This window comes from Diaphorobacter limosus (assembly GCF_033100095.1).
Lineage (GTDB): Bacteria > Pseudomonadota > Gammaproteobacteria > Burkholderiales > Burkholderiaceae_C > Alicycliphilus > Alicycliphilus limosus.
Map to the genome: position 1 here is coordinate 3,331,946 of NZ_CP136921.1, position 24,115 is coordinate 3,356,060.

Annotated in this window: 24 protein-coding genes and 1 riboswitch; of the genes, 13 read left to right on the forward strand and 11 right to left on the reverse strand. The window is 66.0% G+C overall.

All coding sequences use genetic code 11. The annotated features are described in order from the left end of the window. Positions 1–28 precede the first annotated feature (28 nt). From P4826_RS16030 to P4826_RS16045, 4 genes are read right to left on the reverse strand one after another with little or no spacing between them, the layout of a single operon-like run. A complete protein-coding gene (locus P4826_RS16030) occupies positions 29–1,507 on the reverse strand; it encodes a DUF2142 domain-containing protein (RefSeq protein ID WP_317701358.1) in 1,479 nt (492 codons plus the stop codon). Then, positions 1,504–3,129, reverse strand: a complete 1,626-nt coding sequence (locus tag P4826_RS16035) for a peptide chain release factor 3 (RefSeq protein ID WP_317701359.1) — start codon at positions 3,127–3,129, stop codon at positions 1,504–1,506. Before P4826_RS16035 ends, P4826_RS16030 begins: the two co-directional genes overlap by 4 nt. Positions 3,130–3,139: 10 nt before the next feature. Next, positions 3,140–3,454, reverse strand: coding sequence for a type II toxin-antitoxin system RelE/ParE family toxin (locus P4826_RS16040; RefSeq protein WP_317701360.1), 315 nt, complete (start codon positions 3,452–3,454; stop codon positions 3,140–3,142). Next, a complete protein-coding gene (locus P4826_RS16045; protein WP_317701361.1) occupies positions 3,451–3,723 on the reverse strand; it encodes a type II toxin-antitoxin system ParD family antitoxin in 273 nt (90 codons plus the stop codon). The genes P4826_RS16040 and P4826_RS16045 overlap by 4 nt, the downstream gene beginning before the upstream one ends. Positions 3,724–3,799: 76 nt before the next feature. Next, positions 3,800–3,892: riboswitch (S-adenosyl-L-homocysteine riboswitch) on the forward strand. A 75-nt stretch (positions 3,893–3,967) separates the two neighbouring features. Between P4826_RS16045 and ahcY the strand changes: the two genes are divergently transcribed. The 4 genes from ahcY (at position 3,968) to P4826_RS16065 (ending at position 8,109) form a co-directional block, all read left to right on the forward strand. Further along, positions 3,968–5,398, forward strand: a complete 1,431-nt coding sequence (ahcY, locus tag P4826_RS16050; RefSeq protein ID WP_317701362.1) for an adenosylhomocysteinase — start codon at positions 3,968–3,970, stop codon at positions 5,396–5,398. Positions 5,399–5,585: 187 nt separating this feature from the next. After that, positions 5,586–6,587 carry a TlyA family RNA methyltransferase gene (locus tag P4826_RS16055; protein ID WP_317701363.1) on the forward strand — a complete coding sequence of 334 codons (1,002 nt, stop codon included), beginning with the start codon at positions 5,586–5,588 and terminating at the stop codon, positions 6,585–6,587. Continuing rightward, positions 6,584–7,411, forward strand: a complete 828-nt coding sequence (gene metF / locus P4826_RS16060; RefSeq protein ID WP_317701364.1) for a methylenetetrahydrofolate reductase [NAD(P)H] — start codon at positions 6,584–6,586, stop codon at positions 7,409–7,411. The genes P4826_RS16055 and metF overlap by 4 nt, the downstream gene beginning before the upstream one ends. 104 nt (positions 7,412–7,515) lie before the next feature. Beyond that, the gene (locus P4826_RS16065; RefSeq protein ID WP_317701365.1) at positions 7,516–8,109 is read left to right on the forward strand and encodes a septal ring lytic transglycosylase RlpA family protein; all 594 of its coding nucleotides are present in this window, start codon (positions 7,516–7,518) and stop codon (positions 8,107–8,109) included. 15 nt (positions 8,110–8,124) lie between these two features. On the opposite strand, the gene P4826_RS16070 is transcribed toward P4826_RS16065, so the two are convergent. Next, entirely contained in the window at positions 8,125–9,015 is an 891-nt protein-coding gene (locus P4826_RS16070; RefSeq protein ID WP_317701366.1) for a 23S rRNA (adenine(2030)-N(6))-methyltransferase RlmJ, read from the reverse strand. Between the two features lie 165 nt (positions 9,016–9,180). Here P4826_RS16070 and P4826_RS16075 point away from each other — a divergent pair, with 165 nt between their 5' ends. The 4 genes from P4826_RS16075 (at position 9,181) to erpA (ending at position 12,326) form a co-directional block, all read left to right on the forward strand. Next, positions 9,181–10,803 (forward strand): serine/threonine protein kinase, encoded by a 1,623-nt coding sequence (locus tag P4826_RS16075; protein ID WP_317701367.1) that lies wholly within the window; start codon positions 9,181–9,183, stop codon positions 10,801–10,803. 154 nt (positions 10,804–10,957) lie between these two features. After that, entirely contained in the window at positions 10,958–11,386 is a 429-nt protein-coding gene (gene rplM / locus P4826_RS16080; RefSeq protein ID WP_317701368.1) for a 50S ribosomal protein L13, read from the forward strand. 9 nt (positions 11,387–11,395) lie between these two features. Then, positions 11,396–11,788, forward strand: a complete 393-nt coding sequence (gene rpsI / locus P4826_RS16085; RefSeq protein ID WP_317701369.1) for a 30S ribosomal protein S9 — start codon at positions 11,396–11,398, stop codon at positions 11,786–11,788. A 163-nt stretch (positions 11,789–11,951) separates the two neighbouring features. Continuing rightward, positions 11,952–12,326 carry an iron-sulfur cluster insertion protein ErpA gene (gene erpA, locus P4826_RS16090; RefSeq protein ID WP_317701370.1) on the forward strand — a complete coding sequence of 125 codons (375 nt, stop codon included), beginning with the start codon at positions 11,952–11,954 and terminating at the stop codon, positions 12,324–12,326. A 54-nt stretch (positions 12,327–12,380) separates the two neighbouring features. Here erpA and P4826_RS16095 read toward each other — a convergent pair whose 3' ends face one another. Both P4826_RS16095 and P4826_RS16100 read right to left on the reverse strand, forming a co-directional pair. Next, complete coding sequence (locus P4826_RS16095; protein WP_317703776.1) at positions 12,381–13,466, reverse strand: anhydro-N-acetylmuramic acid kinase; 1,086 nt, start codon at positions 13,464–13,466, stop codon at positions 12,381–12,383. 38 nt (positions 13,467–13,504) lie between these two features. Beyond that, positions 13,505–14,869 (reverse strand): M23 family metallopeptidase, encoded by a 1,365-nt coding sequence (locus P4826_RS16100; RefSeq protein ID WP_317701371.1) that lies wholly within the window; start codon positions 14,867–14,869, stop codon positions 13,505–13,507. A 191-nt stretch (positions 14,870–15,060) separates the two neighbouring features. Between P4826_RS16100 and tyrS the strand changes: the two genes are divergently transcribed. Next, positions 15,061–16,293 (forward strand): tyrosine--tRNA ligase, encoded by a 1,233-nt coding sequence (tyrS, locus tag P4826_RS16105; RefSeq protein WP_317701372.1) that lies wholly within the window; start codon positions 15,061–15,063, stop codon positions 16,291–16,293. An 80-nt stretch (positions 16,294–16,373) separates the two neighbouring features. On the opposite strand, the gene P4826_RS16110 is transcribed toward tyrS, so the two are convergent. After that, positions 16,374–17,366, reverse strand: a complete 993-nt coding sequence (locus tag P4826_RS16110; RefSeq protein WP_317701373.1) for a LysR substrate-binding domain-containing protein — start codon at positions 17,364–17,366, stop codon at positions 16,374–16,376. 121 nt (positions 17,367–17,487) lie between these two features. Here P4826_RS16110 and P4826_RS16115 point away from each other — a divergent pair, with 121 nt between their 5' ends. The 3 genes from P4826_RS16115 (at position 17,488) to P4826_RS16125 (ending at position 20,091) form a co-directional block, all read left to right on the forward strand. Then, on the forward strand, positions 17,488–17,793 hold the full coding sequence (locus tag P4826_RS16115) for a DUF2917 domain-containing protein (RefSeq protein WP_317701374.1): 306 nt from the start codon (positions 17,488–17,490) through the stop codon (positions 17,791–17,793). 61 nt (positions 17,794–17,854) lie between these two features. Then, complete coding sequence (glmU, locus tag P4826_RS16120) at positions 17,855–19,282, forward strand: bifunctional UDP-N-acetylglucosamine diphosphorylase/glucosamine-1-phosphate N-acetyltransferase GlmU (protein ID WP_317701375.1); 1,428 nt, start codon at positions 17,855–17,857, stop codon at positions 19,280–19,282. Between the two features lie 5 nt (positions 19,283–19,287). Beyond that, positions 19,288–20,091 carry a sensor histidine kinase gene (locus P4826_RS16125; protein ID WP_317701376.1) on the forward strand — a complete coding sequence of 268 codons (804 nt, stop codon included), beginning with the start codon at positions 19,288–19,290 and terminating at the stop codon, positions 20,089–20,091. Here the strand turns inward: P4826_RS16125 and P4826_RS16130 are convergent. The 3 genes from P4826_RS16130 to P4826_RS16140 all read right to left on the reverse strand — a co-directional run bounded on the left by P4826_RS16130 (position 20,083) and on the right by P4826_RS16140 (position 21,991). Next, positions 20,083–20,412 carry a chaperone modulator CbpM gene (locus P4826_RS16130; RefSeq protein WP_317701377.1) on the reverse strand — a complete coding sequence of 110 codons (330 nt, stop codon included), beginning with the start codon at positions 20,410–20,412 and terminating at the stop codon, positions 20,083–20,085. The two genes, P4826_RS16125 and P4826_RS16130, sit on opposite strands and share 9 nt — an antisense overlap. Positions 20,413–20,414: 2 nt before the next feature. Beyond that, on the reverse strand, positions 20,415–21,398 hold the full coding sequence (locus P4826_RS16135) for a DnaJ C-terminal domain-containing protein (protein WP_317701378.1): 984 nt from the start codon (positions 21,396–21,398) through the stop codon (positions 20,415–20,417). Between the two features lie 98 nt (positions 21,399–21,496). Beyond that, positions 21,497–21,991: an Lrp/AsnC family transcriptional regulator gene (locus tag P4826_RS16140; RefSeq protein ID WP_317701379.1), complete on the reverse strand. Its 495-nt coding sequence runs from the start codon at positions 21,989–21,991 to the stop codon at positions 21,497–21,499. 138 nt (positions 21,992–22,129) lie between these two features. Here P4826_RS16140 and glmS point away from each other — a divergent pair, with 138 nt between their 5' ends. Next, a complete protein-coding gene (gene glmS / locus P4826_RS16145) occupies positions 22,130–24,040 on the forward strand; it encodes a glutamine--fructose-6-phosphate transaminase (isomerizing) (RefSeq protein WP_317701380.1) in 1,911 nt (636 codons plus the stop codon). The last annotated feature ends 75 nt before the right edge of the window (positions 24,041–24,115 follow it).

Here is a 24,115-nt window from a genome sequence, read left to right on the forward strand (position 1 = left end):
ACTTTTAAAAATGCGAACTGGCTTTGTTTTACATTTTATACTGTGCGCTGAGGGTGGTAAGCAGTGCGTGTATGGAGTATATGCCAAAGGCTGTGACTGCAATTATTTCGAGCGGTTTGTATTTGACTGCTTGCGATTTTATATGGCCAAAGGCGGCGGCAAGAAACAGGGTTGGAATTATAAAATAACGCCCTTGAACCCCGTCGATTTTTGCGGCGGGATATAAATTCCATGTAACTGCCAAGGCGAAAAATATCAAAATAGCACTGATGCCGCCAACGGAGAAAGCGGTGATTCTTGTTGGAAGGGCTTCGCGCCAGCGCGTGGTGAGCGCGGTAAAAATTAGAATTAATATGATCGCCGCACTCAGAATGCTGACGGAATTCTTGGGTATTGGTGTATCAAGCCACCCCAGTATCCCGATGTATGACTCTTGATAAAATTTTTTTATTTCAGTGTTTCGCAGGGTGTTCTGAAGCAGTGTGAAAAATTCCTGTGGATTTGTTATGTAATTGACCATGATCTGCAGAGAACTCATGCTTCTTACAACTCTGGCATCATACGTTGTCAATGTTGCAAATGTAATCCACCCCAGCGTGACTGCATAAAGGAGGGCGATAGAGTAGGCGCGTTTTCTGGAGTACTGTTGTTTTAAAATGACCAACGGAATCAACAAGGTTGACAGCATGTTGGTGCGTGCGGTGCATAATACAAAAATACAAATGTATAGCCAAAATTCTTGTTGGAGCCGGGATTTATCATTTTTTTCATTTTCTGGTGATGAAAGTGAAAGCCACAGGCTTATCAGTAACATCGTTAATGCAAAAGATATTCCATCAATCGTTGGCGATGCGAGTTGGAACAGGGACATCGGCGTAAGCAGTAAAACAAGCGTAAGCGCATTGGGTGTACGGATGCTGAAGGCCAATGTGAATATTCCCAATGCGGTTGCAACGACCAATGCGCGGGTCAGTTCATAACTGCCGAGCATGGATAGATTGAGGTGCCTGGAAATGAAGAGTCCAATTGCATGAGGGGTGTAGATGATTGGCAGGTAATAGCCGGTGCCTGCGGTATTCTGAAATGAATCCTCATTCGACCATCTCATATTTTCCGCCTTATCCAGCAGGTCTGGCGTTAATGTTTTGTCACCTTCAACGCCTGAGATATTCAGCAGTGATCGCACAAAAGAGATGAAACTGGCGTCGGCCATGCCGCCTTCTCTGCCATTGTCATGGTTTTTTGATTGCAGCAGCCATTGCCCATGGGCAATCATGTCGGCGCGTAGAAGGTGGGCATTTTCGTCCGGTGATTGAAATGGCGGTATGTGTCGGCCTATCCAGAAGACGATCAACAGAGTGAAGAGGAAGAATATTCCAGCATGTATTATTTTTCTCGGCACTGTCATCTTGAAATTTCTGGATATCAATAAATGGGTGAACGCAAATCCGAAGCACTGCCCGTTGGCCGGTTTGAGGTGGTCGGGCGATGTGGCCAGGGCAGTCAACTTGCCTGCAATTCCAACCCCGCATGCTCCCGCAACGGATGGAAATGGATCTTCGGAAACCGCTCCTGCGCCAGCCGCACGTCATATGGGCTGGTGCACAGATAGGCCAGGGTGTCGGCAGCATCGTGCGCCATGCGCAGCGGGTAGGCGGCTTCAAATTCGCGCAGCTCAGCCGGCGTGTCGGCGGTGATCCAGCGCGCGCCGGTGTACTGGCAGCCTTCCAGGCGCACGTCGCAGTCGTACTCGGTTTTCAGGCGGTGCTGCACCACTTCAAACTGCAGCTGGCCGACGGCGCCCAGCAGCATGTTGCCGCCCGCATCCGGCTTGAAGACCTGGATCGCGCCTTCCTCGCCCAGCTGCATCAGGCCCTGCTGCAGCTGCTTGGTGCGCAGCGGGTTCTTCAGCACCACGGTCATGAACAGCTCGGGCGCGAAGAAGGGCAGGCCGGTGAACTGTAAATTCGGCCCGTCGGTGATGCTGTCGCCCAGCTGCACGCCGCCGTGGATGGTGAAGCCGATGATGTCGCCGGCATAGGCCTCGTCGACCGCCTCGCGGCGCTGGCTCATGAAGGTGACGACGCTGGTCGGGCGCAGCTCCTTGCCGGTGCGCTGCACCTTCATTTTCATGCCCGGCTGGTATTTGCCGCTGGCCACGCGCACGAAGGCGATGCGGTCGCGGTGGTTGGCGTCCATGTTGGCCTGCACCTTGAAGACCACGCCGCTAAAGCCTTTGTCCGCCGGGTGTACGGTGACCTGCTCGCGCTGGCGATTGACCTCGACGTAGGCGATGCGCTCGCCCGGCGGCGGCGACATGTCCACGACGGCATTGAGCACCTCCTGCACGCCGAAGTTGTTCACGCCAGAGCCGAAGAACACGGGCGTCAGGCGCGCGGCCAGAAATTCCTGGTGATCCCAGGCGATGGACGCGCCGACGGCCAGCTCCATGCTTTCGATGGCATCGTCGTAGGCCTTGCCAAAGCGCGCGCGCAGCGTGGCGACGTCGCTCAGGGGGATGACCTCGAAGTCCTCCGGGCGCTTCTCGCTGCCGGCCTGGAACACCGTCATGCTCTGCGTGCGCAGGTCGATGATGCCGCCGAAGCTCTTGCCCTGGCCCACCGGCCAGGTCATGGGGCAGCAGGGCATGCCCAGCTCGCGCTCGACCTCGTCGAGGATGTCGAGCGGGTCGCGTACCTCGCGGTCCATCTTGTTGACGAAGGTGATGATGGGCGTGTCCCTCTGGCGGCAGACCTCGATCAGGCGGCGCGTCTGCGCCTCCACGCCGTTGGCGGCGTCGATCACCATCAGCGCCGAGTCAACCGCGGTGAGCACGCGGTAGGTGTCCTCACTGAAGTCCTTGTGGCCGGGTGTGTCCAGCAGGTTGATGACGTGATCGCGGTAGCTCATCTGCATCACCGAAGACGCCACCGAGATGCCGCGCTGCTTCTCGATCTCCATCCAGTCAGATGTAGCGTGGCGCGATGCCTTGCGGCCCTTGACGGCGCCGGCAATCTGGATGGCGCCGGAGAACAGCAGCAGCTTTTCCGTCAGCGTGGTCTTGCCGGCGTCGGGGTGGGAGATGATGGCGAAGGTGCGGCGGCGCCGGGTTTCGGATGCGTAGGACACGATGAAAACGTTATTGCGAAAACAAATGCTGCGAAAGATCACTCGCCTGGTGCAGCACACGCACAACGTCGATGTGCTGCGGCCCGGCGAGATAAAAAACAGCGTAAGGAAAGTGGTTCAAAGTCCAAAAGCGCAGCCCGGGCATCTCCCGGGTGTGCGCGTAGCGCACTGAACCCGTGCCAGGGTGCTGGGCGATGTGTTGCAGCGCGGCGTCTGCGGCATCGCGAAAGCGCTCGGCCAGGGTCAGGTTCGAGACGTCAAAGTAGTAGGCAAAAGCCTGCTCCAGGTCGTCCTGCGCCCGTGCGCTCAGAACAATGGCATTCACCGAGGGGCCGTGTTCTTGGCGGCGCGTGCGGCGGCGATGCGCGCCGTCCAGTCGTTGCGCTGCTCGTCCCAGCTGCGCGTGGCCGGGCCCGACTCCACGCCCTCCTGGATCAGCGCCGCGAAGCGCTCCTCTGCGGCGCGCTCCTCGTCGCGGCGCACCAGGTCGCGCATGTACTCGCTGGTGCTGCTGTAGCCGCGCGCCTGCACGCGGGCATCGACAAAGGCCTTCAGCTCGTCGCTCAGCGAGATGTTCATGGTGACCGTGCTCATGGGGTGTGATTTTACGAGCCTTGGCAAGGATTGCCAAAAACCGTAGGTAGAAACCAGCACCCCGGTATAATCGCCCCTTTCCGAGGAGCGTTGCAGCGCCCCCCACCTGGCAACAGGTCGCGCGGGGCGTGAGGCTCGGAACCCATTCTTGCAACGACGCTCACCCACGCCAGGCCTGTGCGGTGAACGGTTTTCATGCTTTCCCCAGGCGCGTGGTTTTTTCCCATTCGTGAAGGAACACACCATGAGCGCAGTTCTCAAATCTCCCGCTGACTCGGCCATTGCCGACATCACCCTGGCCGCCTGGGGCCGCAAGGAAATCAAGATTGCCGAGACCGAGATGCCCGGCCTGATGGCGGTGCGCGAAGAGTTCGCCGCCAGCCAGCCGCTCAAGGGCGCGCGCATCACCGGCAGCCTGCACATGACGATCCAGACCGCCGTGCTGATCGAAACCCTGACGGCCCTGGGCGCCGACGTGCGCTGGGCCTCGTGCAACATCTTCTCGACGCAAGACCACGCCGCCGCCGCGATTGCCGCCACCGGCGTGCCGGTGTTTGCCATCAAGGGCGAGTCGCTGAAAGACTATTGGGACTACACGCACAGCATCTTTGAATTTGGCCCCGCCGGTGCCAAGGACGAAGGCCCGAACATGATCCTGGACGACGGCGGCGACGCCACCATGCTGATGCACCTGGGCCAGCGCGCTGAGAAGGATTTGTCGGTGCTGGCCAATCCTGGCTCCGAAGAAGAGAAGATCGTTTTCGCCGCCATCCGCGCCAAGCTGGCCGTGGACCCTACCTGGTACAGCCGCAAGAGCGCGCAGATCATGGGCGTGACCGAGGAGACGACTACCGGCGTGCACCGCCTGAACGAGATGTCGGCCAAGGGCCTGCTCAAGTTCCGCGCCATCAACGTCAACGACTCGGTGACGAAATCCAAGTTCGACAACCTCTACGGCTGCCGCGAATCGCTGGTGGACGGCATCAAGCGCGCCACCGACGTGATGATCGCCGGCAAGGTGGCCTGTGTGGCCGGCTATGGCGACGTGGGCAAGGGCAGCGCCCAGGCGCTGCGCGCTTTGAGCGCCCAGGTCTGGGTGACCGAGATCGACCCCATCAACGCCCTGCAGGCGGCCATGGAAGGCTACCGCGTGGTGACCATGGAGTACGCCGCCGACAAGTGCGACATCTTCGTGACGACCACCGGCAACTGCGACGTCATCACCTTCGAGCACATGCAGGCCATGAAGAACGAGGCCATCGTCTGCAACATCGGCCACTTCGACAACGAGATCGAAGTCGCCAAGCTCGAAGAGCATTGCCAGTGGGACGAGATCAAGCCCCAGGTGGACCACGTCATCTTCCCCGACGGCAAGAAGATCATCCTGCTGGCCAAGGGCCGCCTGGTGAACCTGGGCTGCGCCACCGGCCACCCCAGCTTTGTCATGAGCAACTCGTTCGCCAACCAGACGCTGGCCCAGATCGAGCTGTTCACGCGCCCGGATGCGTACGAAGTGGGCAAGGTCTATGTGCTGCCCAAGATTTTGGATGAAAAGGTGGCACGCCTGCACCTGAAGAAGGTAGGCGCGCAGCTGACGGAACTCTCCGACGCGCAGGCTGCCTACATCGGCGTGAGCAAGAACGGCCCGTACAAGCCCGATACCTACCGCTATTGATGGCGTCCAACTCCCTCTCCCCCGTGGGGGAGAGGGCAGGGGTGAGGGGGAGTACAGGCGCAGTGCTGGCTACCAGCACACCCTCGCCCCACCCTCTCCCGCCAGCGGGAGAGGGAGTAAAACCATAGCTGTCCACGCTTTCCAGTAAAGCGTTACAGCCCTATTTGATTCATAAAGGACCCGCGCCATGCGCGCAGACGTATTTCTGGTGGAGGGCGGCCATGCCAGCACCCGCTCGCAGGCCCAGCGCCTGATCGCCGCCGGCGTGCAGTGGCGCCTGGCGGCTACGCTGCCGTGGAACAAGGTGGCCAAGAATGGCGACGACATTCCGGTCGGGGCCGAGCTGCAGTTGCTCGACGCGGCCGAGGCCAAATATCTCTCGCGCGGCGGGCTCAAGCTGGAAGGTGCTTTGCAGGCCACCAGTCTCGACGTGCATGGCCTGCGCTGCCTGGACGTGGGCCAGAGCACCGGCGGCTTCACCGACTGCCTGCTGCAGGCCGGCGCCGCGCAGGTGATTGGCGTGGACGTGGGCCAGGGCCAGCTGCACGAGCGCCTGCGTGCCGATCCGCGCGTCATCGCCGTCGAAGGCCTGAACGCACGCCACCTCACGCCCCAGGCGCTGCAGGAGGGTTGCGAAGAAGCGCTCAGCGTGCGCACCGAGGCCGACCCCGACGACAACGACACCCAGCCCGAGGCGCCCTACGCCTGGATGCGCAACGGTGGCATGGTTGACGACGAATACGACGACAGCGCAGACGCCAAGGAGCACGAGATCGAAGCCTTCAAGGCCGAGCGCGCCACCAAGGCCAAGGACCGCGCCGAAGGCCGGCTGGCAACGGTGCGCAAGCGCCTGCCCGGGCGCGAGAAGGACGACATCACGCCCGCCTTCGACCTCGTCGTGGGCGACCTGTCCTTCATCTCGCTGACGCTGGTGCTGGCGGCCCTGGTGCCACTGCTCAAGCCTGAAGGCCGTCTGCTGATGCTGGTCAAGCCGCAGTTCGAGCTGCAGCCCGGCCAGGTGGGCAAGGGCGGCATCGTGCGCGACGCCAGCCTGTACGCCGAGGTGGAGCAGCGCATCCGCGCCTGCTGCGCAGACATTGGCCTGCAGGTGATCGGCTGGCATGACAGCCCCATCGCTGGCGGCGATGGCAATCGCGAATTTTTTGTTGATGCAAGGAGGGCCGTATGAGCCTGCCGCTGAGTTTCGAGTTCTTTCCCGCCAAGACGCCCGAAGGGGCAGACAAGTTGCGCACCGTGCGTCAGCAGCTGTATGCGCGCGCGCCGCAGTTCTGCTCGGTCACCTATGGCGCTGGCGGCTCCACCCAGGCCGGCACCTTCGCCGCGGTGCGCGAGATTCTGGCCGAGGGGGTGCAGGCTGCCTCGCATTTCTCCTGCATAGGCGCCACCAAAGACAGCGTGCGCGCGCAGCTCGCCGAACTGAAGGCCATGGGCGTGAAGCGCCTGGTGGCGCTGCGCGGCGACCTGCCCAGCGGCTACGGCCTGGGCGGCGAATTCCACTACGCCAGCGACCTGGTGGCCTTCATCCGCGCCGAGACGGGCGATGACTTTCATATCGAGGTGGCCGCCTACCCCGAGATGCACCCGCAGGCGCGCTCGCCCGAGGCCGATCTGCAGGCCTTCGCCGCCAAGGTGTGCGCCGGGGCCGACTCGGCCATCACGCAGTACTTCTTCAACGCCGACGCCTACAGCCGCTTTGTCGATGAGACGCGCCGCCTGGGCCTGAACATCCCCATCGTCCCCGGCATCATGCCGATCACCGGCTCGACCCAGCTGATGCGCTTCTCCGATGCCTGCGGCGCCGAGATTCCGCGCTGGATACGCCTGCGCCTCTCGGGCTTTGGCGATGACAGCGCCAGCATCCGCGCCTTCGGGCTGGACGTGGTCTCGCGCCTGTGCGAGCAGCTCGTCGCCGCCGGCGCACCGGGCCTGCACTTCTACACCATGAACCAGAGCACGGCCACGCTGGCCATCTGCCAGCGGCTGGGGCGTTGATGCGAAGCGGTGGCAGCCCCAGGTTGCGCCGCCAGCCTGGGCTGCCAGCGGTTTTGGTGGCGGCCTGGCTGGCGGGCTGTGCCGCGCCACAGCCACCCGCACCTGTGACCACCACCGCAGCGCCCGTTGTTGCGGCGCCGCAGTCCAGCGCCGCGGTGCCGGCGCCGCCGCAGGAGCGACCCGCCACCGCGCTGCGCATCAAGCCCCAGCGACCCCCCGGTGAAGGCGCGGGCGCACCGGCCCTGCGTGCGCCGGAGGTCGAGCCGCCGCTGTTGCTGGCCAGCGGCCAGGCCTCGTTCTATGCCGACAGCCTGCACGGGCGGCGCACCGCCAACGGTGAGCGCTACGACCGCGAGGAGTTGACGGCCGCGCACCGCAGCCTGCCCTTTGGCGCGCGCCTGTGCGTGCGCAGCCTGGTCAACGGCCGCACGGTCATCGTGCGTGTGAACGACCGCGGACCGTTCACGCCCGGGCGCATCATCGACCTGAGCCGCGCCGCGGCCGAGGAGCTCGGCATGATGGGCCTGGGCATCAAGCCGGTCGAGCTGTGGCAGCTGGCCGCCGAGGACGAGGCCTGCCCCGAAAGCCTGGAGCAGGCAGCCCAGGGCTCGGGCCTGGGGCTGGACGAAGGGGTGGCCGCGCGCGCCTTGCAGCGACCCGCGCCGCGCAAGGCCCCCGCAGCGCGCAAGCGCCGGTGACCCTGATGTCCAGGATCAGCCGCCGACCTCCAGCCCATGGGTCGCATGCCGGTCCTGGGCCAGCAGCTCGGCCATCTGCGGCAGGGCCTCGCGCAGCGCGGCCTGCAGCGTGAACGGCGGGTTGATCAGGAACATGCCGCTGGCCGGCAGGCCGGGGCGGCGCTGGTTTTCGCTGGCAGGGGCGGCCAGCTTGCTGGATTTCACCGTCAGCGTGGCGTGCAGCCAGGGCTTGCCGGCCTTGTTGGCCATGGTCTTCAGGCGGCGCGGCAGGTCATGTGCCTCGGGCCTGGGGATGATGGGGTACCAGACGGCGTACACGCCGGTGGCAAAGCGCTTCAGGCTGTCCTGCACCAGGTCCAGCACACGCCCGTAGTCGCTCTTTATTTCATAGCTAGGGTCGCACAATACAAGCGCGCGGCGGGCCGGTGGAGGCAAAAATTTCTTGACACCCTCAAAACCGTCCTCGGGCAGCACGGCCACCTGGCGGCCGGCCTCCAGCTGGGCCACGTTGCCGGCCAGGGCGCGTGCGTCGGTGGGGTGCAGCTCGAACAGTTTCAGCTTGTCCTGATCGCGCAGCAGGCGCTGGGCAATGAAGGGCGAGCCGGGATAGACGCGCGTGACCGCGCCCTGGTTGAAGGCGCGCACCATGTCCACATAGTCCTGCAGCGCGGGCGTCAGCGCCGGCGGCGTGGCGGGCGCCACCAGGCGCAGAATGCCGTCGGCGGATTCGGCGCTGGTGGTCGCATAGTCGCCGTCCAGCCGGTACAGACCCGCCCCTGCATGTGTATCCAGTACGGTCAAAGCCGCGTCTTTTTGTAGAAGGTGTTGCAGGGTGGCAATCAGCACCGTGTGTTTGAGCACGTCGGCGTGGTTGCCTGCATGGAAGGCGTGGCGATAACTGAACATGCGCGCAATGGTAGCGGCCCGCAAGCGCGCCGCAAGCACGCGACCCGTTTGGTGGGGTGTTGCCATGGGCCGACATGGATGCGCTTTGTTGCTTGTCGGGGCGGGCCCTGGGCCATGATCACCCTTCTCTTGCGCCAGCAACCCGCACCCGTTCTGCCCCTTCCCATGTCCGTAGCTAACCATCGCGCCACGCCGGCCGGTGTGGCGCAGCAGTCTCAAGCCCTGCCGCCGGGAACGCGGCTGGGCGAGTTCGAGGTGGTGTCGCTGCTGGGGGTGGGCGGCTTTGGCATGGTCTATCAGGCGTTCGATCACCTGTTGCAGCGTTTCGTGGCCATCAAGGAGTACATGCCGGCAGCGCTCGCCGGGCGCGCCGACGGGCATTCGCTGTGGGTGCGCTCGTCGTCGGACGAGCAGTCGTTCCAGGCCGGCCTGGCCTCGTTCGTGGACGAGGCGCGCCTGCTGGCGCGCTTTGAGCACCCCAGCCTGGTGAAGGTGCTGCGCTTCTGGGAGGCCAATCACACCGCCTACATGGTCATGCCGTTGTACTGCGGCATGACGCTCAAGCAGGCGCGCGCGCACATGCGCACGCCGCCGCCCGAGGCCTGGCTGCGCACGCTGCTGTGGTCGGTCACCAGCGCCCTGCGCGTGCTGCACGATGGGCAGACCCTGCACCGCGACATCTCCCCGGACAACATCTTTTTGCAGAACCACGGCCCGCCGGTGCTGCTGGATCTGGGGGCGGCGCGCCACGCCATCAGCAACCGCAGGCAGCCGGCGGTGCTGAAGGTGAACTACGCGCCCCTGGAGCAGTACACCGATGCCCCGGCCGATATGCAGCAAGGGCCCTGGAGCGATCTGTATGCCCTGGGCGCGACGGTGCATGGCTGCCTGCGCCACGGCGCCCCCCAGCCGGCCACGCAGCGCGCGCAGCGTGACCGCATGCTGCCCATGGCACGCGTGGCACGCCAGGTGCGCAAGCAGTTCGGCATCGAGTATTCATCGGCGCTCGTGGATGCAATGGCGCAATGTCTGGCGCTGCAGCCGCAGGACAGGCCGCAGTCCGTCGCTGAGCTCCTGCTGGCCATGGAGATGGACAGCGCCCCGCCGGGGCTGGAGTCGTTTGATTTTCGGGCGCAGCTTGGCGCCAGCTGGGTCGAGCCGCAGGACAGGCATGCCGAGGGCGTGGCTGTGCCGGTGGTCAACACCCAGATCCAGACGCAGGCCAGCGCGCCACAACAGCCTGCAGCAACCTTGCCCACACACTCGCAGCGTCGGCGCCGCCTGCGCCCTCACCGTAGCCCGCAGGTGCGCCGGACGCTATGGGCCATGGCCGGCTCGGCCGCGGTGCTTGTCATGGCAGCCGGCCTGTGGTGGGAGCAGAAACCGCGCGCGCCGCGCCAGACGCCCGAGAGTGAAATCATCACCGAGCTGGCCGAGACCGAGGAGCCCCGGCCACTGGCGCCCATGGTGCAGCCAGCGCTCCAGGCCATGGATGGCGGCATGCGCCAGGCGCATCCTGCGCCAGCGCCAGAGCTGCCTGCATCGACCCTGGAGCCGGTGCCCCAGCCCGGGCTGGTGGTGCTGGAGGCGGCCATGCCCGCCCCGCCGCAGGCGTACCTGCGCGCGGGCAATCCGCTGGACAGCTGTGCCAGCGCCGGCTTCTGGGCGCGCAGCATGTGCATCCACCGGGCCTGCCAGGAAGACGGCATCGCCAACCACCCGGTTTGCGTGGACGAACGCGTGCGTCGCGAGGCACAGGAGCGCCAGCGTCAGCTGTATGGGCAGTAGGCCGGCATTTTTGTATAATGACGGGCTTCGCAGCGAATTTTGGTCCCGCGGCGAGGCATGAAATTCTTCATGCACCCACCTAAGAGGCTCCCAGTCACGAGGAGCACCGACCGTGGAAAAGGACCGTCAAACCCCCTCTTGCAAAGAGAAACTCATGTCCACTTTCAGCGCCAAGCCCGCTGAGGTCGTGCACGAGTGGTTTGTGATTGACGCCACCGATAAGGTGCTCGGCCGGGTCGCCAGCGAAGTGGCCCACCGTCTGCGCGGCAAGCACAAAGCCATTTACACGCCTCACGTCGATACCGGTGACTTCATCGTCATCGTCAACGCCTCCAAGCTCAAGGTCACCGGCACCAAGTCCACCGACAAGGTGTACTACCGTCACTCGGGCTATCCCGGCGGCATCACGGCCACCAACTTCCGCGATCTGCAGGCCAAGCACCCCGGCCGAGCGCTGGAGAAGGCCGTCAAGGGCATGCTGCCCAAGGGCCCCCTGGGCTACGCCATGATCAAGAAGCTCAAGGTCTACGGTGGCGCGGAGCATCCGCACAGCGCCCAGCAGCCCAAGCCCCTGGAAATCTAAGGAGCCGACATGATTGGTGAATGGAACAATGGCACCGGCCGTCGCAAGTCCAGCGTCGCCCGCGTGTTTCTGAAGAAGGGCTCCGGCAAGATCACTGTGAATGGCAAGGACATTGCACAGTATTTCGGCCGCGAAACCTCGATCATGATTACCAAGCAGCCGCTGGTGCTGACTGGCAATGTCGAAGCCTTCGACATCCAGATCAACGTTCACGGTGGTGGTGAGTCCGGCCAGGCCGGCGCCGCCCGCCATGGCATCACCCGCGCCCTGATCGACTACGACGCAGCGCTCAAGCCCCAGCTGAGCGCCGCCGGCTTCGTCACGCGCGACGCCCGTGAAGTCGAGCGCAAGAAGGTCGGCCTGCACTCCGCACGCCGCGCCAAGCAGTTCTCCAAGCGTTAATCCGCACGGTTTTCTGCAACCGCATCAAGGCCACCTTCGGGTGGCTTTGTGCTTTTTACGGTCAGGCAAAAGCCCCAGGGGTTTTGGCAGCAAGTCGCCATGAACCGGAGTTGGCCGCATGTTTGCAGTAGCATCCAACAAGTTTTGAACATTGGAGCAATCCATGAGCGCAGTAGCACAAACCTCCGACACCGAGATGCCCACCCCGATTCTTTTCACCGACAGCGCGGCTGCCAAGGTCGCCGAGCTGATCGCCGAGGAGGGCAACCCCGAACTGAAGCTGCGCGTGTTCGTGCAGGGCGGCGGCTGCTCGGGCTTTCAGTACGGTTTTACCTTCGACGAGATCACCAACGAGGACGACACTACCATGACCAAGAATGGCGTGTCGCTGCTGATCGACGCCATGAGCTTCCAGTACCTGGTGGGCGCCGAGATCGACTACAAGGAAGACCTGCAGGGCGCGCAGTTCGTCATCAAGAACCCGAATGCCGACACCACCTGCGGCTGCGGCTCCAGCTTCTCCACGCCCGAGCACTGACAAACTTCCAACCGTACAGGGGCAAAAAAACCGCTGCAAGGCGGTTTTTTGCGTTCATGCGGGGTAGATGGCGCCCAGGATGCGCGCGCCGCGTGCGCCGGTCACTTCGGGCAGGCTGGCCGTCTGGCCGGCCAGGCATTGTCGTGCCAGCCAGGCGAACGCGGCGGCCTCGACCTGCAGTGGCGGCAGACCATGGAGGGCCGAATCCTGCACGGTGACTCCGGGTAGCAGGGCCTGCAGGCGCTCCATCAGATACTGATTGAGCGCACCGCCGCCGCAGACGATGAGCAGGTCGCAGTCGCTCGCGTGGCGCAGCAGATCCTGGGCGCAGCTTCTGGCGGTGAACTCGGCCAGCGTCGCCTGCACGTCCTGTGGCGGGGCGTTACTGGCTGCTGCCAGCAGAGGCTCCAGCCAGTGCGGGTTGAACAGATCCCGCCCGGTGCTTTTGGGCGGCGGCAGGGCCAGAAAGGGCTCGGCCAGCAGGGCATCGAGCAGGGCGCCATGGGGCCGGCCGGTGCGCGCCCAGGCACCCTGGTCGTCGTAGGTGCGGCCGGTGTGGCGCTCGCACCAATAGTCCATCAGCGCGTTCGCCGGGCCGCAGTCAAAACCCAGCACGCCGCCATCGGCGCGCAGCAGACTCAGATTGGAGATGCCACCCAGGTTGAGCACGCCCACGCTGCGCCCTGCCTGGCCAAACATGCCCTGGTGGAAGGCGGGCACCAGCGGCGCGCCCTGGCCGCCGGCGGCGACATCACGGCTGCGAAAGTCCGCCACCACGGTGATGCCGGTGATTTCCGCCAGCAGGGCGGGGTTGTTCAGCTGCAGGGTGTAGCCCGTGCCATCGAAGGCCAGGGGCCGGTGACGCACGGTCTGGCCATGCGCGCCTATGGCGTGGATGGCATCTGGCCTCAGCCCGGCTTGCGCCAGCAGGCGTTGCACCACATCTGCATAGCCGCGCACCAGTGCATTCGCGGCCAGTGCGGCGCGGTGCAGTTCATCATTGCCGGGGGTGTTAAGTGTGAGCAGTTCTGCTCTTAAATCAGGAGCTATTTGCGCTGATGAGTACTGCGCTACACGGCATTTTTGCCCTGAAAACTCGGCCAGCACGCCATCGACCCCGTCGAGCGAGGTGCCCGACATCAGGCCGATGTAGCGCTGCGTCAAAGGAGGGCGTGGCCTTATTCGGCGCTGGCCTGCAGGATTTGCAGGGCCGATGACAGCTGCACGCGCATGTTCGACGCCAGGCGGTTGAAGGCCGGGCGTGCGGCGTTCGACACGGGCTGGGCGGCCTCGCTTTCACGGGCGATGCTCAGCGGGTCGCGGGCCTCGCCATTGACGCGGAACTCGAAGTGCAGATGCGGGCCCGTGGCCCAGCCGGTGGCGCCCACGGCGCCCAGCTTTTGCCCCTGCTCGACGCTGTCGCCCTTGCGCACGTCGATACGGCTCAGGTGAGCGTAGATGGTGACATGCTGGTTGCGGTGCTTGACGTAGACCACGTTGCCGTAGCCGTTCTGCACGCCGGCAAAGTCCACCACGCCGTCGCCCACGGTGCGCACCGCCGTGCCCGTGGGCGCGGCGAAGTCGGTGCCCAGATGGGCGCGCCAGGTCTTGTGGATGGGGTGCAGGCGCATGGCAAAACCACTGGAGACGCGCGAGAACTCGACCGGCGAGGTCAGGTAGGCGCGGCGCATGCTTTGCCCGTCCAGCGTGTAGTACGCACCCTTGGCGGCGCCAGGCGGCTGGAACCAGAGGGCGTTGTAGGTCTTCTCGCCGTTCTGGAACTCGGCGCTGAGCACGCGGCCGCTGCGCAGCGGCTCGCCGTCCGCCTCCAGCGTCTCGTAGACCACGGAGAAGCGATCCTCCTTGCGCAGCGCGCGGCGGAAGTCGATGTCGCCCGAGAACACCTCGGCCAGCTGCACGGCCACGGCATCGGGGATGCTGGCCGCGTCGGTGGCGGCAAACAGCGAGCTGCGAATGACGCCGCCGGCCAGCCGGCTGCCCACGGTGAGCGGTGCCGATTCGATGCGCGAGGCGAAGCTGCCGTCTGGCTTGCGTTCGACCACCAGGCGCTGGAAGCGGTCGCTGTCGTCCTGCGCCCAGCGGGCCGTCAGGCGCACCAGGCGGTGGTCGTCCGTGGCCTCGGCCGACATGGAGCGGCCCACGCGGCCCAGCAGGTTCTGGCGCACGGCATTGTCGGCACGCAAAAAGGCCGCGGCGGCGGGGTCGGCAACGCCCAGGCGCTGCAGGATGCTCTCGGCCGTGTCAGCGCCGCGCGTGACGTCGGAGCGGTACAGCGAGAAGCCAGGCCCGTCCACCAGGGCCGACAGTGGCTCGCCCTCGGCCAGCGACTGCACGGCCTGGGTCACGGTTCTCGCCGGCAGTTCGGCCGGATCGGGCGCCAGCGAGGCCACGGCAAAGGCGCCGCCGCCGGTGGTCAGCAGCAGCGTTGTCAGGGCGGCGGTAATGCGTTTCGGATGGGTTTGAAGGGTCTGCTTCAGCTGGCTGAGCAAAAGCAGTCCGGCGGTGGTCAAGCCGTTGTTCAAGAGTCTTACCCCAGGCAGATGTGCCTGCATGCCTCTGGCGCGGGCGCGTGTGGGCGGCAGGCACAAGGAATTTGGTATGGCTGCGGAAAGGGGCCCCGGGCCGGTGGGATGGGCGGGGCCACTAGAATCCGCTGCTACAAAGCGCTCGAGAGTATAGTCCCTGCGCCCCTGGTGACACCCTGAAAACCCTTATGAATCAAACCGTTGTTACGAATTTCCCGGTGACCGATGACGTACGTCAGGCATTGGAAGTGTCACTGCGCGGCGTCGACGAGTTGTTGCCGCGCGAGGACTGGACGCGCAAGCTGGCGCGCAGCGCGGCCACGGGCCAGCCGCTGCGCATCAAGCTGGGGCTGGATCCGACGGCGCCGGACATCCACATCGGCCACACGGTGGTGCTCAACAAGATGCGCCAGCTGCAGGATCTGGGCCACCAGGTGATTTTTCTGATCGGCGACTTCACCACGCTGATCGGCGACCCCTCGGGGCGCAACAGCACGCGCCCGCCGCTCACGGCCGAGCAGATCAAGGTCAACGCCGAGACCTACTACACCCAGGCCGCCAAGGTGCTGGACCCGGCGCGCACCGAGATCCGCTACAACAGCGAATGGAACGACGCCCTGGGCACGCGCGGCATGATCCAGCTGGCGGCCAAGTACACGGTGGCGCGCATGATGGAGCGCAACGACTTTCACCAGCGCTTCACCGAGGGCAGCTCCATCAGCCTCCATGAATTCTTGTACCCACTGCTGCAGGGCTATGACTCCGTGGCGCTCAAGGCGGACCTGGAGTTGGGTGGCACGGATCAGAAGTTCAACCTGCTGATGGGCCGCCATCTGCAGCAGGAGTGGGGGCAGGAGCCGCAGTGTGTGCTCACCATGCCGCTGCTGGTGGGGCTGGACGGGGTGGAGAAGATGTCCAAGTCCAAGAACAACTACATCGGCATCACCGAGGACGCCAACACCATGTTCGCCAAGGTGCTGTCTATCTCGGACGAGCTGATGTGGGACTGGTACACCCTGCTGTCGTTCAGGAGCCTGGCCGAGATCGCCAGCCTCAGGCAGGAAGTGGCCGAGGGGCGCAACCCCAAGGACGCCAAGGTGCTGCTCGCCAAGGAGATCACGGCGCGCTTTCACAGCGCGGCCGCGGCCGATGCGGCTGAAGGAGACTTCAACAACCGCGCCAAGGGCGGCATTCCCGACGATATCCCCGAGCTGCAACTGTGCGGCGCGCCGCTGGGCATTGCGGCGCTGCTCAAGCAGGCGGGCCTGGCGCCCTCGAGCAGCGAGGCCAACCGCCTGATCGACGGCGGCGGCGTGCGCGTCGATGGCGGCGTGGTCAGCGACAAGGGCCTGAAGCTGGCCACCGGTCGCTACGTGGTGCAGGTGGGCAAGCGCAAGTTCGCGCGCGTGACATTGGCTTGATGTGGCCATAGGTCATTTGCAATAAAAACGGCCTTTGCGCTTGTGCAGCAAGCGCTATTAGCTATTAAAAATGTAGCTATTCATGGGGTGTCAGGGGTCGTGACCGGCGCCGCCTCGCCGATGGCGCGGCGCGTGGCCTCGGCCTGCAGCAGCAGCCAGGCGCAGAAGGCCTGGATCTCCGGGCGCTGGCCGCTCCTCGGCCCCACCACCAGCCAATAGGCCAGCGGCGAATCCAGCCGATGGCCGGGCAGCACCTCCACCAGGTCGCCCGATGCCAGGCTTTGCGCCACCAGCGGCATGCGCGCCAGCGCCAGGCCCTGGCCGGCCAGGGCCGCCTGGGCGATCTGCTGGGCGTAGTTGAAGTACAGCCAGCGCCGCGGCTGCAGCTTCTCCAGGCCATGCACCTGGAACCAGCGGCGCCAGGTGATCAGCTCGAAATAGGGCAGGCGGTGCGCATCCCCGGCCTCGATCAGGGTGAACCGCGCCACGTCGGCCGGCTCGTGTATCGGCGGCATGCTTTTCAGCAGCCAGGGGCTGGCGACCACCGCCAGCTGCTCGCCAAACAGGCGCTCGGCGCCCGCCGGCTGGCTGCCGGGCACGGCCGAGCGCAGGGCCAGGTCCACGTCGGCGGTCTCCAGATCCACCATGGCATCGCTGGCGTCCATGCGGATGTCGATGTCCGGGTTGTCGCGCTGGAACTCCTCCATGCGTGGTATCAGCCACATCGAGGCAAAGCTGGCCCAGGTGGTGATCGCCACGCTCTTGCGCCCGGCCGTTTGACGCACCAGGCGCACGGCGGCGTCCATGCGCTCCAGGGCCGGCGCCACGGCGCGCTGCAGCTGGCCGCCGGCGCCGGTCAGCTCCACGGCGCGGGTGTGGCGCAAAAACAGCGGCACGCCGACCTCGTCCTCCAGCGCCTGGATCTGGCGGCTGACGGCCGACTGGGTCAGGGCCAGCTCCTCGGCCGCGGCGCGAAAGTTCAGATGCCGGGCCACGGCCAGAAAGGCGCGCCAATGGCCCACGGCCACGGGCCGGGTGCGCAGGTGGGTGATGGGTGGCAGGGGCGTTTTCATGGCCTGCGATGATGCCTGAATTGATGCGATTTGAGAATTGATGGTGGCTCTTGTTTTCATTGGACGATAGCCCGTGGCAAGGCGCAAACTGGCGCCACATCAATGGTTTCAGGAGACCGCCATGACCGCGTCGCATGTTCTGAATTCGCAACAATGGGGCGCCTGCGCAGACGCTGCCGGCGCCGATCCGTACCGGCTCGCCACGGGTGCCGCACGCAGCCTGCGGCCGACGACGGCCATGCGGCTGCGCGTGGTCTGCGGCCAGGCCTCGGTGACGGTAGACGATGGCCCCCATGGCTGGCGCGAGGACTCGGGCGACCTGCTGCTGCAGGCCGGCCAGAGCCTGCGCATCGCCCCCGGCCAGCATGCCGTGCTCGAACCTCTGGGCCAGCAGGCGCTGCAGTACCAATGGTGCAGCGCGGGATAATGGCGCGTTTGCCCGGCCGGCAGGGTTGGCCGGGCGTCGATCAGCCAATCCCACTTACCTCATGACAGCACTGGACATCATCATCATGGCCGCGGGCAAGGGCACGCGCATGAAAAGCCGCACCCCCAAGGTCTTGCAGCGCCTGGCCGGCAGGCCGCTGCTGCAGCATGTGCTGGACCAGGCGGCCAGCCTGCAGGCACGACGGGTGGTGGTGATCACCGGCCATGGTGCTGCAGAAGTAGAAGCTAGTTGCGCACAGAGAACGGGCGCTAGCGGCCAATTTGACCTTAAATGCGTGCGCCAGGAGCCGCAACTGGGCACGGGCCACGCCGTGCAGCAGGCCGTGCCGCAGTTGGCCGGCGACGGCATGGTGGTGGTGCTCTCGGGCGATGTGCCGCTGACCCAGGCCGCCACGCTGGCCGCGCTGGTCGATGCGGCCGGCGGCGAACGGCTGGCGCTGCTGACCGTGCAGCTGAGCGACCCCACGGGCTATGGCCGCATCGTGCGCGCCGCCAACGACCAGGTGCAGCGTATCGTCGAGCACAAGGACGCCAGCGCCGAGCAGCGCGCCATTGGCGAGATCTACAGCGGCATCATGGCCGTGCCGGCGCGCCTGCTCGCTGGCTGGCTGGCCCGCCTGACCAACGACAACGCCCAGGGCGAGTACTACCTGACCGACATCGTCGCCATGGCCGTGGCGGACGGCGTGCCGGTGGTGGCGCACCGCATCCAGGATGCGCTGCAGGTCGCCGGCGTGAACAGCCCGGTGCAGCTGGCCGAGCTGGAGCGCGCGCACCAGATGCGCCAGGCGGCGGCGCTGATGGAGCAGGGCGTGCGCCTGGCCGACCCCGCGCGCTTTGACCTGCGCGACGATGCCAAGACCGGCGCGCGCGGCGAGCTGATTTGTGCGCAGGACGTGGACATCGACGTCGGCTGCATCTTCACCGGCCGCGTCGAGCTGGGCGAGGGCGTGCAGATCGGCGCCTATTGCTGCATCGCCAACGCCAGCATTGCCGCTGGCGCGGTGATCCACCCCTTCACCCATATCGACGGCGAGAAGGCCGGCGCCAGCGTCGGCGAGGGCGCCCTGGTCGGCCCGTTTGCCCGCCTGCGTCCGGGCGCGCAACTGGGGCGCGAGGTGCATATCGGCAACTTTGTCGAGGTCAAGAACTCCACCCTGGCCGACGGCGCCAAGGCCAACCACCTGGCCTACCTGGGCGACGCCACGGTGGGCGAGCGCGTCAACTACGGCGCCGGCTGCATCACCGCCAACTACGACGGCGCCAACAAGCACCGCACCGTGATCGAGGCCGACGTGCATGTGGGCAGCAACTGCGTGCTGGTGGCGCCCGTCATCCTGGGCGCCGGCGGCACCGTGGGCGGCGGCTCCACCATCACCAAGGACACGCCGGCAGGCGCGTTGAGCGTGGCGCGCGGCAAGCAGGTCAACATTGCCGGCTGGAAGCGCCCGGTGAAACAGGCCAAGTGACGGCCATGCAAAGCGACGCGGCTGCCACTGAAACACCAGAGCAGTTGCGCGTTGCACTCGACCAGGCCCAGCGCCAGATTGCCGACATGGCCGCCGCGCACGAGGCCTTTCTGCGCGCCGTCTCGCACGACCTGCGCGCCCCGCTGCGCCATGTGACGTCGTACGGTGCCCTGGCGCGCGAGTTGCTGCAGGAGTTGTCGCAGGAGCTGCCGGGCCAGCCGCCGCAGTTGCTCGAAGCCATGGACTTTCTGGCCACCATGGAGGGATCGGCGCGCCGCATGGCGCTGATGATCGACGGCCTGCAGGCCATCGCCCGCGCCGGCCGTGCCCCGCTGCGCCTGCAATCGCTGGATCTGGCCGGCGCCGTGCAGCAGGCGCGCGCGGCCCTGGGCGGTGCGGCCGACGGCGTGCAGTGGCAGATTGCCGGCGCCATGCCGCCGGTGCAGGCCGACGCCGAGCTGCTCACCCAGCTGCTCACCCAGCTGCTGGCCAACGCCCTTAAGTTCTCGCGCGGCGTGGCCCAGCCGCGCATCGCACTGCATGCCGAGGTGGCGCCCGCCGGTCGCGTGCATGTCACCCTGCAGGACAACGGTGTCGGCTTTGACGGCACGCGCGCGCAGCAGCTGTTCGGCGTGTTCCAGCGCCTGCACCGCGAGGCCGACTTCGACGGCGTGGGCGCCGGCCTGGCCCTGTGCCAGGCCATTGCCCAGCGCCACGGCGCCAGCATCAGTGCCACCGCCGCTCCCGGCGCGGGTTGCTGCATCCGCCTGGATTGGCCCGGGGCTGCGGCGCCCGGCTGCTCAGGGTAGGTCCACGCCCTGTTCCAGCTGGCGCAGGCGCTGGCGCAGCACCGCCACCTCTTCGATCAGGTCGGCCGTGAGCGCCGCCAGCTCGGGGTCGGCGTCGAAGCTCGATTCCAGCCGCGCAAGGCGGCGTGCGCGCAGCACGGTGGAACTGGTGAACAGCCAGCGGCCGCCGGACTGTTCCCCTTGCAGCAAGCCCGCCTCCAGCCGCTCCACGACCCAGCCGGGCGCCATGCAGCAGCTGCGCGCCAGCTCCTCCAGTGTCAGGCGGTTGGGCTCGTCGAGCAGCTCGGCCAGGGCCCTGTCCAGAAAATGGTGCGTGACCATGGTCAGCCTCCTTGCGCGCCCTGCGTGGCGCGCGGCTTGAAGTCGGGGAAGGCCTGGGCCAGGGCGCGGTAGGCCTGCTGCTGCGCCGGGGTGGCGGCGGCGGGCAGGGCCACATGCAGCTCCAGGTACAGGTCGCCGGGCGTGGCGGCGGGTATGCCGCGCTCTTTCAGGCGCAGCTTGCGCCCGGGCTTCCAGCGTGGCGGCACGGTGACCTCGACGGTGCTGCCGCCGGGTGTCTGCACCTCGATGGCACCGCCCAGCTCGGCCTCCCAGGGCGCCAGGGTGACGGCTTGATAGACGTCGCGATCCTCGGCGCGCCAGCGGGTGTCGGGCTTGAACCGCACCTCCAGGAACAGGTCGCCCGCCGGCGTGCCTGGGCCGCCCTGGCCGGACAGGCGTATCAGCTGGCCCGCGCGCACGCCCTTGGGAATGGTTACCTGCAGCTGGCGCTGTTCGTTGACCAGATGCCCGGCCGCGTCCAGCCGCGCGCCGTGCAGGGCCAGCAGCTGCTCGCCGCCGTGGTAGGCGTCGCGCAGATCCAGCTCGATGGACGCATGGTGATCGCGCCCGCGCTGCGGTGGCGGCGCGCCTCGGGCCTGGGCGCCGCCGCGGCCCTGGGCATGCTGGGCGCGGGCGGCGCGGCCGAAGAGCTGCTCGAAGAAGTCGCTGAATTCGGCGCCGTCCAGGCCCTCGGCGCCGGGTGCGCCGGTGAACTCGAAACCGGCGTCCCAGTTGGGCGGCGGGCGGAAGTCCTGACCCGGGTGGTGCGCGGCCTCTTGCCCCAGGCGGTCGTAGGCAGCGCGCTTTTCGGGGTCGGACAGGACGGTGTTGGCCTCGTTCACCTCGGCCATGCGGGCAGAGGCGTCAGCCTCCTTGCTGACGTCGGGGTGGTAGCGGCGCGCCAACTTGCGGTAGGCCTTCTTGATGTCGTCCGCACCGGCATCGCGCGGCACGCCCAGGATTTGGTAGTAGTCCTTGAATTCCATGCATCCTCCATGCTTGGCATGGGTCGAGGGTGGCGCCTATGCGGCCACAGGTCAAGGGGCGGAGTTGTTTTTACTATCGTATTTATAGCTTGTAGCGCTTATTGGGTATGCGCTATCGGCAATTTTGTCTCGAATTTTGCGCGCTGCGTGGCGAAGAAGACCTTGACGTTGCGCACATTCGCGTCCTGGGTGAACAGGCGCTGCGACAGGGCCAGGTAGGCCGGCATGTCGCGCGTGTGCACGACGAGTACGAAGTCCGGCCCGGGCGACACGCGCCAGCATTGCTGCACCGCATCGTCGGCGATGGCGCGGGCCTGGAAGGCGTCCAGGTGCTCGGCGCCCTGGCGGTCCAGTGACACCTCGACAATGGCCGCCAGCCCGTGGCCTTGCAGCGCCGCCAGCCGGTCGGGCTGCAGCAGCGCCACCTGGCGCTCGATCAGGCCGGACTCCTGCAGCCGCCGCACGCGGCGCAGGCAGGTGGGGGGCGAAACATGCACGCGCTCGGCCAAGGCTTGGTTGCTGAGCGAGGCATCGCGCTGGAGCCAGTCCAGCAGCTGCCAGTCGGTTGCATCGGGTATGAAATCAGATTCCATTACAAATAAAAATGAGAAATAAAATTTGTCATTTCATTGTCAATGAAATTATTGCGCATAAACAAAAGAAAAAATCTTGAAAATTTCTAGCTTGTCAGTCTAGCATCGCATCCATTGTTCATTTGGGGAGGTTTTTCTATGTGCGGCATCGTCGGCGCGGTATCCACGCGCAACATCGTTCCCATCCTGGTGCAGGGCCTGCAGCGGCTCGAGTACCGCGGCTATGACTCCTGCGGCGTGGCCGTGCATGAGGCGAGCATGGGCCAGCACCCGGCAGGCGGCCTGCGTCGCGCCCGCAGCACGGCGCGCGTGGCCGAGCTGCTGGAGCAGGTGGCGCAGGACGACCTGCAGGGCGCCACCGGCATCGCCCACACGCGCTGGGCCACGCATGGTGCGCCCGCGGTGCACAACGCCCACCCGCATTTCAGCCACGGTTGTGGCGAGGCGCCGGCCGAGACGGCGCGCGCCGGCCGCGTGGCCCTGGTGCACAACGGCATCATCGAAAACCATGAGCAGCTGCGCGCGCGGCTGCAGGCGCGCGGCTATGTGTTCTCCAGCCAGACCGATACCGAGGTCATCGCGCACCTGGTGGACAGCCTGTACGACGGCGACCTGTTCCAGGCCGTGCGCGCCGCCACCGCCGAGCTGCATGGTGCGTTTGCCATTGCCGTGATCCACAAGGACGAGCCGCAGCGCGTGGTCGGCGCGCGCGCCGGCTCGCCCTTGGTCCTGGGCGTGGGCCAGGGCGAGAACTTTCTGGCCAGCGACGCCATGGCCCTGGCCGGCGTGACCGATCAGATCGTCTACCTGGAGGAGGGCGACCTGGTGGATCTGCAGCTGGGCCGCTACTGGATCACCGGGCCGGATGGCCAGCCCCTGGCCGAAGGCAGCCGCCCCGTTCGCACCGTGCACGCGCACAGCGGCGCGGCCGAGCTGGGGCCGTACCGCCACTACATGCAAAAGGAAATCTTCGAGCAGCCGCGCGCCATTGCCGACACGCTGGACGGCGTGCAGGCCATCGTGCCCGAGCTGTTTGACGGCGCCGGCCAGCATGGCCAGCCGGGCCAGGCAGCGTGGCGCGTGTTCAAGGAGATCGACTCGGTGCTCATCCTGGCCTGCGGCACCAGCTACTACAGCGGCTGCACGGCCAAGTACTGGCTCGAATCCATCGCCGGCATTCCCACGCAGGTGGAGGTGGCCAGCGAGTACCGCTACCGCACCAGCGTGCCCAACCCGCGCACCCTGGTGGTCACCATCAGCCAGTCCGGCGAGACGGCCGACACCCTGGCCGCGCTGCGCCACGCCCAGGGCCTGGGCATGAAGCACACGCTGACCATCTGCAATGTGGCCACCAGCGCCATGGTGCGCGAATGCGCGTTGACCTACGTCACGCGCGCCGGGGTGGAGATCGGCGTGGCATCCACCAAGGCCTTCACCACGCAGCTGGCGGGCCTGTTCCTGCTGACCCTGGCGCTGGCGCAAACCAAGGGGCGCCTGACAGAGGAAAAGGAAGCCCAGTACCTGACCGCCATGCGCCATCTGCCGGCGGCCCTGCAGGCCGTGCTGGCGCTGGAGCCGCAGATCATCAGCTGGGCCGAGGACTTCGCGAAGATGGAAAACGCGCTGTTCCTGGGACGTGGCATCCACTATCCGGTGGCGCTGGAAGGGGCCCTGAAACTCAAGGAAATCAGCTACATCCACGCCGAGGCCTATCCGGCCGGCGAGCTCAAGCACGGGCCCCTGGCACTGGTGACGAGCAGCATGCCGGTGGTCACCGTGGCGCCCAACGACGAGCTGCTGGAAAAGCTCAAGAGCAACATGCAGGAAGTGCGCGCGCGCGGCGGCGTGCTGTATGTGCTGGCCGACGCCCGCACCAATATCGAGAGCAGCGAGGGTGTGCATGTGATCCGCATGCCCGAGCACTACGGCCCCCTGTCACCTTTGCTGCATGTCGTGCCCCTGCAGCTGCTGGCCTACCACACCGCCTGCGCCCGCGGCACGGATGTGGACAAACCGCGCAATTTGGCCAAGAGCGTGACGGTCGAATGACCGGCGCGCTCTTGGGGCGGCGCAGCCGCCGCGCGTAGCGCCCAAATGGCGCGGTTTGGACGCCACTCACTTCGC